Here is a 14,062-nt window from a genome sequence, read left to right on the forward strand (position 1 = left end):
GAGATAGAAGTACACGTCCTGCATGTCGCGGGGGTACTCGATGACGAAATCCAGCAGCGGGGTGTGGTTGACGATCCACTCGTTGATGTCGCCGACGATCTCGCGCGGGACGTAGACCAGATCGCCCTCGCGCAGGGCGATGTTCTGGGACAGGTCGCCGTGCTTGAGCAGCCGCGACACGTCCACGCTCATGACCAGCGGCGCGCCCCCGGCGGCGTCGGCCCGGACCACGAGGGTGCTCTCCTCGCGCCCGGTGCGCGTGGGCATTCCGGCCGCGGCCAGGGCCGCCAGCAGGGTGTCGGCCTTCTTCACGTCGTACATGCCCTGGACGACCACCTCGCCCATGACGAACACCTTGCGCCCGCCCTCGGGCAGCTCGGGGATGTCCACCACGTCGCCGTCGTCGATGACCACGTTCATCCAGTCCTTGCCCTGCTCGATGATGTCGAAGACGTTGATGTCGTAGGAGCGGCCCCGGCGGATGAGGCGCACGTTGCGCAGGTCGGCGTTCTGGGTGTAGCCGCTGGCGCGCGAGATGAGCTCCACCAGGGTGGTCCGCCCGGTGAGGGTGACCTTGCCGCTTGGCAGGGCCACGTTGGAGTTGGTCTGGCGCAGGGAGGCCACCTCGCCCAGCAGCGACGCCCGCTTGCTGCGGTGCTCCGTTACCAGCACATCGATGCGCGGATTGCGCAGGTACTCCTCCAGGCGGTGGGTGAGCAGGTCGTCGATCTCGGTGGCCGTGAGCCCGGCCACGGGCAGGTCGTCCACGAAGGAATAGGAGATGAGCCCCCGGTTGTTGACCACCACCTCGCTGGCGCGGACCTCCTCGCCGAAGCGCGCGGAGATGGCCAGCACGTCCAGGGGCCCGACGCGGTATTCGGGCAGGCCGTCCACGGTCTTGAACACGCTGTTCTCGGTGGCGAAGCTCATGCGTTCGAGCTCCTCGCGCTCGGCCAGGGAGCGCTCGGCCCGGGCCCGGCGCTCCACGCGCAGGCTCTCCACCTCGGCCACCGGAACGCCCGTGGCGGCCGTGGTGGCGCCGCAGCCGCCAAGCAGGGCCGCCGCCAGGAGCCACAGGAGCAGCGGCGCGAGCCGCGCGGCGCCGCTCACGGCTCCTCCTCACGCGCTCCGGCGAGCTGGGCGGGGTCCACCTCGCCCACAACATGCAGCAGCGGAAAACTGGACAGCTGGATGACCTTGGGCACGTCCTTGCGCTTGCCCAGGCCGTCGTAGAGCAGTTCGATGGTCGGGCGCATGGGCTGGCTGCGGTAGGTGGCCACCACCCGGCCGATGGAGTCGTTGTTCAGGCGCACCAGGGTATTGACGGGGAACAGCGAAATCTGGTCCAGGAACTCCTTGAGCACCCGGCGCGGGAAGCACTGCTTCTCGGCGGTGACCACCTGGCGGATGGCCGCGGGCTGCATGTAGGGGTTGCCCCCGGCCCCGGGCTGGCGCAGGGCGACGATGTGCGCCACGAGCCCGACGACGGCGCCGGGCTCGGAAATCTGCTTGTCGCGCAGGCCCATGGGGTGCCCGCTGCCGTCGACCCGCTCGCGGACCTGGGCCACCGCCCGGGCCACCGGGGCGAACTCCGGCCCCAGGCGCTCCACGATCTGGGAGCTGACCAGGGGCAGGGTGCGCAGCTTGGCCCTGTCCTGCGGGCCCAGGGTTTCGGCCCCGGCCCGGGCCAGCCGTTCGGGCAGGCGGCACAGGCCGATGTCGTGCAGCAGCCCCGTCAGGCTCAGCGCGGCCAGCCGTTCGTGGTCGAAGGCCAGCCCGGCGCCGATCTTCATGGCCGCCAGGGCCGTGAACACCGCGCGCTCCACGAACCCGGAGCCCGAGCCGTGCAGCGCCGCGTATTCGTAGAGCCCGTCGGGCTGGTCCGCCGCCACCGCCCTGGCCACGGCCTCGGCCAGGGGCGCTCCGTCGGGGTCGCGGCCCTCGCGCAGGGCGCGGACCACGGCCTCCAACCCCCGGCCCAGGGCCTCCAGCAGCCGGGGAGCCGACGGCCCGTCGCCCAGGGCGGCCCGGGCCTGGGGCGGCAGCTCGGGCCCTCCGGGGGCCACGCCGCGCGCGCCGCGTTCGCGGGCCAGCTCCTGCTTCCTGCGTTCAAGGTCGAATACGCTGAAATGATTTTCCATGTTCCCCTGCTCGCACGTCCTGTGGCGAGGGTGCCGCCGGTGCCGCGGCGCGGCCTAGGCCATTCGCGCGCCGTCGGTCCCGACGGAGCAATACCATTTCCTGCCGCGCGAGGTACCGTCCTCGCCCTTTTGCAGGTGCACGTCCTCGATGATCCCGGCCACCAGCCCGGCGCCGATGTCCCGTTGTTGCAACGAATATGCCTGATCCAGGGACAGCTTGCATATCCTGTTCACCAGCCGGGGGATGCCCTGGGTCTCGCGATAGATCAGCTCGCAGGCCTCCTCGTCGAAAAGCGTGGCGCCCTCGGGCAATCCGGCCATACGCAGGCGGTGGGCGATGTAGCTGCCCATCTCGTCGCGGGCCAGGAAATTGAGGTGGAAGCGCAGGCTCACGCGCTGGTCGAGCTGGGGCATGTCGTTCAGGATGTCGCGGAACTCGGGCTGGCCGACCAGGATCAGGGTCAGGTAATTGTCGCCGCCGCTGGACAGGTTGGTCAGGTTCTTGAGCTCGTCCAGGGTGCGCGGGGCCATCTGCTGGGCCTCGTCCAGGAAAGCCACCAGGTGCCCGCCCTTGCTGGCGACCTTGTCCCACACGAGCTTCTTGAAGCGGAACAGCAGCTCGTACTTGGTCAGCCCCGCCAGCTCCAGGGGCGCGCCCGAAAGCTGGCGCACGAACTCGGCCACCAGGTGCCCGAAGGGCAGGTTGGAACTCTCCAGGCTGACCGTGGTGAAGGACGACACGGCCAGCATCCGCTCCAGCACGCAGCGGGTGATGGTCTTGCCGCTGCCGATCTCGCCGGTGAGCACGCCGATGCCCATGTTGCGGTCGCGCACCAGGTAGCGCAGGCGCGCCAGGGCCTCGCCGTGGCCCTGGCTCATGTAGAAGAAGCGCACGTTGGTGTTGCCCTCGAAGGGCTTGCTGCGCAGTCCGAAGAATTCCAGGCTGTTCATGCGGGTCGTCCTTGTCTGCTTTGTCCGGGCGCGGCGTCCGCTTCCGGCTCCGTGCCCAAACTGCAATGTCCGGGCCAGCGCGCCGCGCGCGGCGCGCGATCCGGGCGCGGGCGGGGCGCGGCGGGGGCCGCCGGGCGGGCGGGCGCCCCCGGGGGCGGCAAAAGCTGCCCGGTCAATGGGTGCGCTCGCAGGCGGCCCGGGCCTCGCGGGCCGAGGCGTCCACGTCCAGCGGACGCAGGGGCGTGTGCCACAGGTCGTACTGCGGCGGCGCCGCGCGCGGGCGGCGCGCCCCGGGCACGTCGCGGCCCTTCCACATCAGGGCCACGATCACCGCCAGGATCAGCCCCGCCTGGAGCAGCCCGAGCACGGCGTCCTCGGGCTGGCCGTCGATGATGATCAGCGCGCTGACCCCCAGGCACACGGCGATGGTGAAGATGGCGAAGGCCGCCTCCTTGCGCGCGAAGCCCATGAACAGCAGGCGGTGGTGCAGGTGGTCGCGCCCCGGCGTCGCCAGGGGGCCGAACACGTTGCGCACCCGGCGGTTCTTGATCCGCGACAGGGTGATGTAGACCATGTCGAAGATCAGCACCCCGAAGATGAGCACCGGCGCGGTGAGGGACACGAAATGGCTGGTGGCCGACCATTCGCCGAGCACGGCCAGCCCCGCGAGCATGAAGCCCAGGTAGGTGCTGCCCGCGTCGCCCAGGAACAGCGCCGCCGAGCGGCCGAGCAGGAAGTTGTAGGGCATAAAGCCCAGGCAGGAGCCGGCGATGGCCACGGCCAGCCAGCCCAGGGCGGGCTGGTTGGTCTTGAAGGCCAGGATGCCCAGAAACAGCGAGGTGATGATGGACAGCCCGGCGGCCAGCCCGTCGATGCCGTCGAAGAAGTTCATGGCGTTGGTCAGCCCCACCAGCCACAGCAGGGTCAGCGGCACGTTGATCCACAGGGTCCAGGGGCCGCCCACGGCCACGGTCAGGGCCAGCCCGCCCCAGCCGACCACAAACAGCGACACCCCGAGCTGGATGAACAGCCGCGTGCGCGGCGAAAGGCCGCACACGTCGTCCACCAGCCCGGTGACGAAGATCACCGCCCCGGCGGCCATGAGCACGCCCATGCCCGGCAGGAGCACCCCGTTCATGAGCAGGGCGACGTTCAGGGCCGCGAACACGGCCACCCCGCCGAAAAGCGGCGTGGCCCGGTGGTGGATCTTGCGCAGGTCCGGGCGGTCCATGACATTGAGCCGCCGGGCCAGGGCCGCGCACAGCGGCGAGGCCAGATAGGCCACCAGGAACGAGAACAGCAAAATGTACTGCCAGCGCATCCCGGCGTCGAAATAGTACGCGCGCACCGGGGGCAGCGCCTGGGCCGCCAGGGCCAGCACGAGGATTGCCTTCTTCCAGGTCAGGTTCAGCATCGTTCCTCCCCGAGCAGGGCCAGATACTCCCGCTCGATGGATGCGGCCATGGCGCGCGCCTCGAAGCGCTCGCCCACCCGCGCCCGCCCGGCAGCGCCCATGCGCGCCGCAAGCGCCGGATCGCCCAGCACGGCCAGCAGGGCCCCGGCCAGGGCCCCGGCGTCGCCAGGGGGCACGAGCAACCCCGTCAGGCCGTCGGCCACCGCGTCGGGGATGCCCCCCACCCGCGAGGCCACCACCGGGAGGCCCATGGCCATGGCCTCCAGCAGCACCCGGCCCAGGCCCTCGAACAGCGAGGGCAGCACCGAAACATCCATGGCCCCCACCGCCGGGGCCACATCGTCCAAAAACCCGGTGAACACCACCGCCCCGGACAGGCCCAGGGCCTCGGCCCGGGCTTCGAGCCCGGCCCGCAGATGCCCCTCGCCCACCACCATGAGCACCGCCCCGGGCAGCTCGCGGCGCACGGCGGCGAAGGCATCCAGCAGCACGTCGTGGCCCTTGCCCTCCCAGAGCTTGGCCACTATGCCCGCCACCGGCGCACCGGGGGCCACCCCCCAGCGCGCGCGCAGGGCGGCGCGCCGCGCCGGGTCCACAGGCCGGAAGCGCTCCAGCTCGATGCCGCTGGGGATCAGCGCGCACCCGCCCGGGCAGACGATGTTCTCGCGCGCGGCCCAGTCCATGAGCGGACGCGAGATGAAGATCATCCGCGCGCACCAGCGCGCCGCGCGGCGCTCCAGGGCCCGGAACAGCGCCCTGCGGTGCGCGGGCTCGCGGTCGTGGAAGGCGAAGCCGTGCACCGTGTGGACCACCCGGGGGACCCCCGCCAGCCGCGCCGCCAGCCGCCCCACGAACCCGGCCTTGGAGTTGTGGGTGTGCACCACGTCGTAGCGCTCGCGGCGCAGGTGGGCCGCCAGGGTCAGCACGGCGCGCACGTCGCGCCCCGGGGCCACGGGCTGCACCAGGTCCGGCACGGGAACGAACCCCAGGCCCGCCCCGCGCACCAGGTCTTCCAGGCGCCCGCCCGGGGCGCAGGCCAGCACGGCCTCCCAGCGCGCGGGGTCCAGCCCGCGCATGGACAGGAAGGTGTTCAGCCCCGACCCGCTGACCACGGGCAGGGTGTGGACGTGCAGCACTCGTCTTCTCATCGGCGGCATCCCCGGCTACTTAAGCAACAAAGGTGCCAAAAAGACGGCCCATGCGTTAATTTTCGCCTCATTCGGCCCGCCCTGCAAGCAGAATATCCCGACTGGCAGCGATTACCGCCCGGGCGGATACATCGCCCCCCGGGGCGCAGGCCAGGGTCCGGCAGCGCCCGGGAACGCCCAGGGGGCCGAAGCGCGCGGGGTCCGAGCCCCGGAACACGGCCACCAGGGGCACCCCCGCCGCCGCCGCCATGTGCATCGGCCCGGAGTCGGTGGTCACCAGCAGGTCCAGGCGCGTCAGCACATGGCCCAGCTCGGCCAGGGTCATCCGCCCGGTGAGCACCGCGGCGCGCGAGGTCATGGCCCCGGCCACGGCCCGGCCCGCGGCCTCCTCGCCGGGGCCGCCCAGGATCACCGCGCGCGCCCCGAACTCCCGGGCCAGGGCGTCGGCCACGGCGGCGAAAGCCCCGGGGGCCCAGCGCTTGCCGGGCTGGTCCGTGCCGGGGTTCAGGCCCACCAGCGGCCCCCCGCCCCCGAGCAGGGCGTCGTGGCGGCAGCCCCCGGCCAGGGCGAGGTCCACGGGCCCCGCAGGACCAGCGGGCACGCCCCCGGCGGCCAGGGCCACCCGCTCCATGACCCGGGCGGCGTGCAGCCCGGCCAGCTCCGCCGGAGCCACGCCCCGGGTCAGCCACGGGCCAAGGCCCAGGGCCGCCACGCCCACCCGCCCGGGCGCCCCCGTGGCCCGCAGCAAAAGGCCCATCCGCAACGCCCCGGCCCGCGAGGCGGGCGGATAGAGGTTCACGGCCAGGGCCGGCCCCAGGCGCCGCAGCCCGGCCACGGCCCCCAGGGCCCGGCCCAGGGCCCCGGGCCCGGAGCGCAGCTCGCGGATGGGAAATCCGTGCAGCCCGTCGGCCAGGGCCATGACCCGGGCCAGGGGCAGGGCCTGGGCGTTGACCACAAGATGCATCTCGCGCCCGGGCAGCCCGGCGCGCAGGGCCCGCAGGGCGTCGCGTCCCAGCACCAGGTCGCCGATGCCCGCCACCAGGACGGCCAGCACCGGGCCGCGCGCCTCATGCGTCATGGCCGCCCTCCCCGCCGGAAGCACCGGCCAGGGCCGCCAGAACGGCGTCCAGCACGGCCCCGGGGGCCACGCGCTCCATGCACAGGGCCCGGCCCAGGGGGCAGACGGCCCGGGCGCAGCCCAGGCAGCCCGCGACCGGGGCGCGCAGCACCGCGTGCCCGGGGCCCCGGGGCGTCCAGCGCGCGGCCACCGTGGGGCCCATGACCGACACCGTGGGCCGCCCCAGGGCGGCGGCCAGGTGCAGCGGCCCCGAGTTGTTGCCCACGAAGACCGAGGCCCGGGCCAGCAGCGCCGCCAGCTCGGGCAGGGCAAGATCCGTGGCCGTCAGGACCGGCGGCGGAGCCCCGGCTCCGGCCAGGGCCCGCAGCACGTCGGCCACCAGGGCCGCGTCGCCGGGCCCGCCCGCCAGGGCCACCCGGGCGGCGCCCCGCGCGGCCAGCCCGGCGGCCAGGGCCGCGAAAGCCGCCGCGCCCCAGCGCTGGGTGGGGTGCGTGGCTCCGGGGTGGATCACCACCAGTGCCTGGCCGGGCGCCACCCCGGCGCGCCCCAGGCGCTCGGCCACGGCCAGGGCCGCCGCCCCGGGCACCGCCAGGGCGGGTCCGGCGGGCGCGGCGGCCTCCGGACCGGCCAGGGTCCGGGCCAGGCGCGCGTACACGGCGGCGATGGGTTCGTCGTCCGGCCCGGGCAGGGCCTGGTCGTAGAGCGGCGCCCGCCCGGCCACGTCGTAGCCCGTGCAGGGCGCGCCCGTGGCCCGCGCGGCCAGGGCCGTGGCCAGGCGCCAGTCGAGGTTCAGGTCCAGCACGGCGCCAAGGCCCGCCCCGCGCAACGCGCGCGCCGCGCGCAGCAGCCCGGCGGCCCCGGGGCCGTGCCCGTGGATCCGGGCGACGTGGGGCGACAGGGCCAGCACGTCCAGGGCCGGGCCGCGCCCAAGCACCTCCACCCGCCGCCCGGCGCCTGCCAGCAGGGCCGGAACGTCCAGGGCCAGGGCCGCGTCGCCCAGGCGCGGCGGAGCCAGCAGCAGCACCGGCCCGGACCCGGGGGCCCGGCGCGCGCGCGGCGCCGCGCGCAGCAGCACCCCGCGCCCGGCCAGCCAGGCCGCCTTGGCCGCCCGGCGCATCCGGCCCCGGCGCGCGGCCAGCAGCCGGAAATATTCACCCTCCACGGCCCGGGCATGGGCCGCCAGGTCGAAACGGGCCACGGCCCGGGCGCGGTTGGCCGCGCCCATGCGCTGGCGCAGGGCCGCGTCGCGGGCCAGGGCCAGCAGCTGCCCGGCCAGGGCCTGGGCGTCGCCGGGCGGGGCCAGCAGGGCGTGCTCCGGCCCGGGCACGGCCTCGCGCACCTCGGGCAGGTCCGAAGCCACCACGGGCAGGCCCATGCTCATGGCCTCGATAAGCGCACGGCTGAAGCCCTCGCTGCGCGTGGGCAGGACCAGGGCGTCCAGGGCCGAATACAGGGCGCGCACCCCGGGCGTGAACGGCAGCACATGCACCCGTCCGGCCAGCCCCGGAGCCCCGGCCAGGGCGCGCACCCGGGCGGCGAACTCCGGCTCGGGCTCCTGGCGCCCGGCCAGCAGCAGCCGCACGGGCAGCCCCGGCGCGGCCTCCAGGGCCCGGGCCAGGGCCGCGAGGCACACGTCGTGGCCCTTGCGGGCGATGACGTTGCCCACCAGCCCGAAAAGGACCGCGTCCCGCTCCACGCCCAGCTCCGCGCGCAGGGCCGCGCGGGCTCCGGGGTCGGGCCGCAGGGCCGCGGTGTCCACGGCGTTGTGGACCACCGCCGCCCGGGCCTCGGCCCAGGGGCCCAGGGGCCGCACCCGCGCGTCGCGCACCGCCGCCGAAACGCACAGCAGCCGCGAGGCCAGCCCGGCCAGCAGGGCGTCGTACCAGGGCAGATCGCGCAGGGCCTCGCGCACATGCCAGACCATCGGCACCCCGGCCAGCCGTCCGGCCAGCCCGGCGTACAGGGCGGCCCGGGGCGTTCCCGCGTGGACCACGGCCACCTCCCGGCGGCGCAGCAGCCGCGCCAGGGCGCCCACGGCCCGCCAGGGCGCGGCGGACCACGGCGCACGCAGGGTGGGCAGGGCCGCCAGCCCGGTGTCCGTCCCGGCGGCCAGGAAATGCCCGTACAGCTCCCCGGGCCCGGGGAGCAGCGCCAGCGGGCGCACCAGCTCCGGGTCCAGGCTGCGGATCAGCTCGGCGGTACTGCGCTCGCCCCCGCCCATGAAATGGTCGTGGCCGAAGAGGTAGGCCACACGCAGGGGCGGCCCCGGGGCACGGCCCGGCCTCACCGCGCGCCCTCGCCCGGCCGCCCGGCCGCCCGGGCCAGGACGGCCTCGTACTGCCCGGCCAGGGCGTCCCAGCGGTAAAGCGCCCGGGCCTTGGCCCGCCCGGCCATGCCCATGTCCTCGCGCCGCCCCGGATCGGCCAGCAGGTCGCACAGGGCCCGGGCCAGGGCCTCGGGCTCGCCGATGGGCGCCAGAAGCCCGGTGCGCCCGTGGTCCACCACCTCGGCGATGGCCGGGTCGGCCACGGAAACCACGGCCCGGCCGCGAATCATGGCCTCGGCCAGCACGATGCCGAACGTCTCGTAGGTCGAATGGAAGGCGAAGAGGTCGGCGGCGTCCATGTACAGCGGCACGGCGGCGGCGGGCAAAAAGCCCGTGAAGCGCACGGCCCCCTCGAGCCCCAGCTGCCGGACCAGGGCGCGCAGGGCTCCCGCCTGCGGGCCCGTGCCGCCCACGGCGAGCACCGTGCCGGGATGGCGGCGCAGGACCAGGGGCATGGCCCGCAGCAGAACGTCCACGCGCTTGACCGCGTCCAGCCGCTGCAAGGCGAAGATCAGCGCCCCGCCCTCGGGCACGCCCAGCTCCGCGCGCAGGGCCGTGGCGGCCCCGGGCGGGCTGGGCGGGGCCTCGTCCACGCCGTTGGCGATGATCACCCCGGCGTCGCCCCCGGGCCGGGGCCCGTAGACCGCCCGGCGGCAGAATTCGGTGACGTGGGTCCGCCCGGCGCAGGCCCGGCCCACCAGCCGATGCCAGCGGCGCCACAGGGGGGGCACCCCCGGCCCGGGTACGTCGCGCCCCGTCAGGCTGAGCACCGTGGGCAGGCCCAGCAGGCGCTGGCCCACCCAGGCCGCAAGCCCCGTGGGCATGCAGTAGTGGACGTTGAGCACGTCGGGCCGGAACTCGCGGGCCGCGCGGGCCACGGCGCCCACGGCGGACAGGGAGAACGGCGGGATGGCCCCGCGCAGGGCCCGGTGCCCGGGGATACGCATCAGGGTCAGCCGGTCGGCGTAGCGCCGCACGGCGAAATTCACCAGGGCGTCGTATTCGGGGTTGCCGTGGTCCGCCAGCAGCCCGGGGGGCAGGTGCGGAGTCAGCAGGAGCACGTCGTGACGCTCGGCCAGGCGGCGGAACACTTGCAGCAGCAGCAGTTCCGCCCCGCCGACCACGGGCAGGAAAGTGGGCGTGAGCACGAGGATGCGCATGGTTCGGGCTGTCCAAAAATCCTTTTCGGCCGCCCCGGATGGGGTTGCGGGTGACTTCAGCCGCCCCGGGCCGTCCGCTCCAGCAGCCGGACCAGCCCGCAGGCGTGCGCGTCGGGGGTGAATTGGCGTTCCACGCGCTCACGCCCCGCCGTGCCCATTACTTTTGCAAGTTCCGTGCTGAAAAGAACATCCCGCAACCGGTCGGCCAGGGCGCGGGCGTCCCCCGGGGGCACCAGCCAGCCCGTGACCCCGTGCTCCAGCCACTCGCCCACCGCCCCGCAATCCGCGCCCACCACCGGCCGCCCGTGGGCCATGGCCTCGATGCCCGTCATGCAGAACGCCTCGGGCACCAGGGACGGCACCACCACCGCCGCCGCCCGGGAATACAGCGCGTCCAGGGCCGCGCGGTCCACCCAGCCGTGGAAGCGCACCCGCTCCGCCAGCCCCAGGTCGCGCGCCAAAGTCTTGACCCCTTGCAGGTCCGGGCCGTCCCCGGCCACGTCCAAGGTGGCCTCGGGCGGCAGCAGGGCCAGGGCCCGCAGCAGCACGCCCGGCCCCTTGCCCCAGTGGACCCGCCCGGCATAGAGCGCCACGGGCCCCTGCCCGCCCGGGGCGGGCCCGGGCCGGGCGGGCGGGACGGTGCTGTGCGGCAGCACCGTGATCCGCCCGGGGTCGAAGCCGTTGTCCACGAGCAGCGCGCGGATGAAGGCGCTGGGGCAGGCCAGGGCCGCCCCCCGGCGATACAGGGCCAGGTTGGCCCGCAGGTGGGCCAGCAGGGGCAGGGCCACGCGCGGATCGCGCGAGGTGCAACGGTGGACCCAGGCCCGGCCCAGGCAGGCCCAGCCCAGGGCGTGGGGGCAGGGCTGCGGGCGGCCCGAGGCCGTGCCCCGGCGCAGGGTCTTGCCGCCCCCGGGGCAAAGGCAGTGGGTGTCGTGGACAAAGCGCACCAGGGGCGCGGCCCCGGCCAGCAGGCGCACCAGGCGGTGCTGCGTGGCGCCGTGCAGCAGGATCACGTCGGGGGCCTCCGCGCGCAGTGCCTCGCGCGCCCGGTCCAGGCTCCGGGCCAGGTCCGGGCAGCCGATGTCCGTGACCCCCGGCGCCAGGTGGACCCGGGCCGCGGCCCCGGCGGGCGGAGCGCCCCCGCCGTGGGCGTGGAGCACGGCCGAAACATGGCCCAGGGCCGCCAGGCTGCGGATGGCCTCGTGCAGATAGACTTCGAGCCCGCCGCCGGACAGGCGCGGCGCCACATGCAGGATTCTCACGCCCGCCCCCCGGGCAGGGCCCGCCGGGCCGCGCGCGCGGCCCGGGCCAGCTCGGCCGGGGCCAGGAGCGACGGGTCCAGGATCACGGCCCGGGCCAGCAGCCGCGCCGCCAGCAGGGGCGCGCGGGCTCCGGCGGCCCCGGCCGCAAGGGCATGCAGCTTGCGCCCCGCAAGCCGCCCCACGGCCCCGGCCTCGGCCCGCGTGGAGCAGAACCGACGGCGCACCGCCCCCAGGGCCGCGAGCACCACCCGCGCGAAGCCCGCCAGCTCCCGGGCGTCGGCTCCCGGCGGGCGGCCCGGGGCCCCCGGCAGGGGCGGCACCGCATTCCAGCGCAAAAGCTCCGGGGGCACCTCGCGCCCCAGCAGGCGCTCCAGGAAGCGCCCGCGCGCCCGCAGGTCCGCCGCGCGCTGCTCCGCGCCGCGCGCGCGAGAGGCCATGCCCGCGTGCTGGCGGTACTCCACCAGAGGCTCGGCGATGTTGGCCATGCGCGTGGTCCAGACCAGCCGCGTCCACAATTCCTGATCCTGGGCCACGGGCCAGGCCGGGTCGTAGCCGCTCACCGCGCGCAGCACCCCCGTGCGCACGGCCACCGCGGGGTGGGCGAAGGCGTGGCCGAAACCCACGGCCCAGGCGATGGCCGCGTGCCCCAGGGGCACGCGGTAGGTGCCCAGGGGCCGGCCCTCCCCGTCCGCCATGATCGCAAACCCGCCGCACACGCCCACCTCGGGCCGGGCGTCCAGCAGGGCCATCTGCCGCGCGAAGCGCCCGGGCAGGGACAGGTCGTCGGCGTCGTGGCGCAGGATCACCGCGCCCCGGGCCAGCTCCAGGCCCCGGTTCAGGCTCACGGTCAGCCCCAGGTTGCGCGGGTTTCGCAGCACGCGCAGGCGCGGGTCGTCCGTCGCGGCCAGGATGGCCGGGCTGTCGTCGTCGCTGGCGTCGTCCACAACGATCAGCTCGAAATCCGCGAAATCCTGGGCCAGCACGCTCTCCAGGGACCGCGCCAGCCAGGGCGCGCCGTTGTGCACGGCGGTGAGCACCGTGGCCCGGGGCGCGCCGCTCATGCCAGCACCCAGCCCGGGGGGAACAGGTCGTCCAGGCGCCGGGTGCGCATCCGCTCGGGGCCGAACCAGCGCGCCGGGGCCACCACCCGGCCCGGGGCCCCCAGCCACGCCGCCCACCAGCTGAAGGACGAATTGGCGATGGCCCGCGCGCGGCACAGGGAGAGCAGGCGCAGGTCCTCGTGGGCCGACAGCCCGCGCACCAGGGTGAAGGGCGCCCCCAGGTCCAGCCGGGCGGCCACCCAGTCGGGGTCGTCGGTGAAGACGAAGAATTCCGGGCGCTCCAGGCCCTCGGCGGCCAGGGCGGCGGCGCGGCGGTGGTACTCCGGGGGCAGGGCGCCGTGGGTGCGCGCGATATGCGGGTCGCTCACATAGTCGCCCCGGCGCACATGCACCCCCACCGAGGGCCCGGCGGACACCCGCGCGGCCAGCTCCGCCGCCCGGGGCCCCAGGGCGGGCAGGGTCAGCTCGGCGCGCACGGCCCCGGCCACGGGCTCGAAATAGCGCCCGGACTGCCAGTAGCCGTCAAGGTACACGTCGCCGCCCAGGCGGGCGAAGGCCGGGGCGTAGTGGAAATGGGGCTCGCGAAAACGCATGGGGCGCGCCCCGCGCGGGGCCAGGGCCGTGCGCAGCCGGGCCGCCAGGGCCCCGGCCCGCCCCCGGGCCCGGGGCGGAAAAGGCGCAAGATCCCCCGGCCCGGCCACGCGCCCGCGCACGGGATAGGCCCCCAGGGCGTAGCTCCGCCCGGCAGGGTCCGCCTCCAGGGCCGACAGGTCGAAGACCAGCTCGCCCCCGGTGCGCGCTGCAAGCGCGCGCCCGGCGGCGTACTGGAACATCTGGTTGCCCAGCCCGCCCATGAGCCTGACTGCGATCATGGCCCTCCGCCAGGGCGGGCCCGGGGCCGGAACCGTTCCGGCCGGAGCCCGCCGGAACCGATACTACCCCACCCCGCTCCCGGAGGCCACACCCCGCAGGCGCCGCGGCCCGGAAAAGAACCCGGCCGCGCGCCGCCCCGGGCTAGAACCGCTCGAACCCGTCGCCGTCGTCGTCCCCGGGGGCGATGCGCACGCCCTCCCGGGGAGGGGCGGCGGGCAGGGCCTTGCGCGCCGCGCTCCCGGCCGCGCGCCGGGCCGGAGCCTGGGCGCCGATGCGGAAGAAGCTCATGGTCATGCGCAACTGCTCGGCCTGGGAGGACAGCTCCTCGGAGGTGGAGGCCATTTCCTCGGAGGCCGAGGCGTTCTGCTGCACCACCTGGTCGAGCTGCTGGATGGCCTTGTTGATCTGCTGGGCCCCGGCGTCCTGCTCGCCGCAGGCGGCGGCTATCTCCTGCACCAGATCGGCGGTGCGCCGGATGTCGGGCACGATGCGTTCGAGCATCTGCCCGGCCTCCTCGGCCACGCGCACGCTGCCCGAGGACAGCTCGCCGATCTCGGCGGCAGCGGCGCCGCTGCGCTCGGCCAGCTTGCGGACCTCGGCGGCCACCACGGCGAAGCCCTTGCCGTGCTCGCCCGCGCGGGCGGCCTC

Annotated in this window: 12 protein-coding genes; all 12 read right to left on the minus strand. The window is 75.4% G+C overall.

All coding sequences use genetic code 11. The features are described 5' to 3' along the window. Positions 1 to 1,110 (minus strand): polysaccharide biosynthesis/export family protein (locus tag M0P34_RS06960; RefSeq protein WP_291497789.1); only part of this gene is annotated, 1,110 nt, incomplete at its 3' end. Then, positions 1,107 to 2,141 carry an HD domain-containing phosphohydrolase gene (locus M0P34_RS06965; RefSeq protein WP_291497791.1) on the minus strand — a complete coding sequence of 345 codons (1,035 nt, stop codon included), beginning with the start codon at positions 2,139 to 2,141 and terminating at the stop codon, positions 1,107 to 1,109. The genes M0P34_RS06965 and M0P34_RS06960, both read right to left, overlap by 4 nt. Before the next feature lie 54 nt (positions 2,142 to 2,195). After that, positions 2,196 to 3,092 carry an AAA family ATPase gene (locus M0P34_RS06970; protein ID WP_291497793.1) on the minus strand — a complete coding sequence of 299 codons (897 nt, stop codon included), beginning with the start codon at positions 3,090 to 3,092 and terminating at the stop codon, positions 2,196 to 2,198. Positions 3,093 to 3,264: 172 nt separating this feature from the next. Beyond that, entirely contained in the window at positions 3,265 to 4,506 is a 1,242-nt protein-coding gene (locus tag M0P34_RS06975; RefSeq protein WP_291497795.1) for an MraY family glycosyltransferase, read from the minus strand. After that, on the minus strand, positions 4,500 to 5,654 hold the full coding sequence (locus M0P34_RS06980) for a glycosyltransferase family 4 protein (RefSeq protein ID WP_291497797.1): 1,155 nt from the start codon (positions 5,652 to 5,654) through the stop codon (positions 4,500 to 4,502). The genes M0P34_RS06975 and M0P34_RS06980 overlap by 7 nt, the downstream gene beginning before the upstream one ends. Positions 5,655 to 5,721: 67 nt before the next feature. After that, a complete protein-coding gene (locus M0P34_RS06985) occupies positions 5,722 to 6,732 on the minus strand; it encodes a glycosyltransferase family 9 protein (RefSeq protein ID WP_291497799.1) in 1,011 nt (336 codons plus the stop codon). Then, a complete protein-coding gene (locus M0P34_RS06990) occupies positions 6,722 to 9,019 on the minus strand; it encodes a glycosyltransferase (RefSeq protein WP_291497802.1) in 2,298 nt (765 codons plus the stop codon). The genes M0P34_RS06985 and M0P34_RS06990 overlap by 11 nt, the downstream gene beginning before the upstream one ends. Continuing rightward, positions 9,016 to 10,218, minus strand: coding sequence for a glycosyltransferase family 4 protein (locus M0P34_RS06995; protein ID WP_291497803.1), 1,203 nt, complete (start codon positions 10,216 to 10,218; stop codon positions 9,016 to 9,018). Before M0P34_RS06995 ends, M0P34_RS06990 begins: the two co-directional genes overlap by 4 nt. Positions 10,219 to 10,274: 56 nt before the next feature. Beyond that, positions 10,275 to 11,480, minus strand: coding sequence for a glycosyltransferase family 4 protein (locus tag M0P34_RS07000; protein WP_291497805.1), 1,206 nt, complete (start codon positions 11,478 to 11,480; stop codon positions 10,275 to 10,277). Then, positions 11,477 to 12,541 (minus strand): glycosyltransferase, encoded by a 1,065-nt coding sequence (locus tag M0P34_RS07005; RefSeq protein WP_291497807.1) that lies wholly within the window; start codon positions 12,539 to 12,541, stop codon positions 11,477 to 11,479. Before M0P34_RS07005 ends, M0P34_RS07000 begins: the two co-directional genes overlap by 4 nt. Next, positions 12,538 to 13,413 carry an alpha-1,2-fucosyltransferase gene (locus tag M0P34_RS07010; protein WP_291497809.1) on the minus strand — a complete coding sequence of 292 codons (876 nt, stop codon included), beginning with the start codon at positions 13,411 to 13,413 and terminating at the stop codon, positions 12,538 to 12,540. The genes M0P34_RS07005 and M0P34_RS07010 overlap by 4 nt, the downstream gene beginning before the upstream one ends. A gap of 142 nt (positions 13,414 to 13,555) precedes the next feature. Then, positions 13,556 to 14,062, minus strand: a 507-nt coding sequence (locus M0P34_RS07015) for a methyl-accepting chemotaxis protein (protein WP_291497811.1), incomplete at its 5' end; no start/stop codon positions are given.

The sequence above is a fragment of the Desulfocurvus sp. genome (assembly GCF_023230885.1).
In the GTDB taxonomy this organism is placed as follows: Bacteria; Desulfobacterota; Desulfovibrionia; order Desulfovibrionales; family Desulfovibrionaceae; genus Desulfocurvus.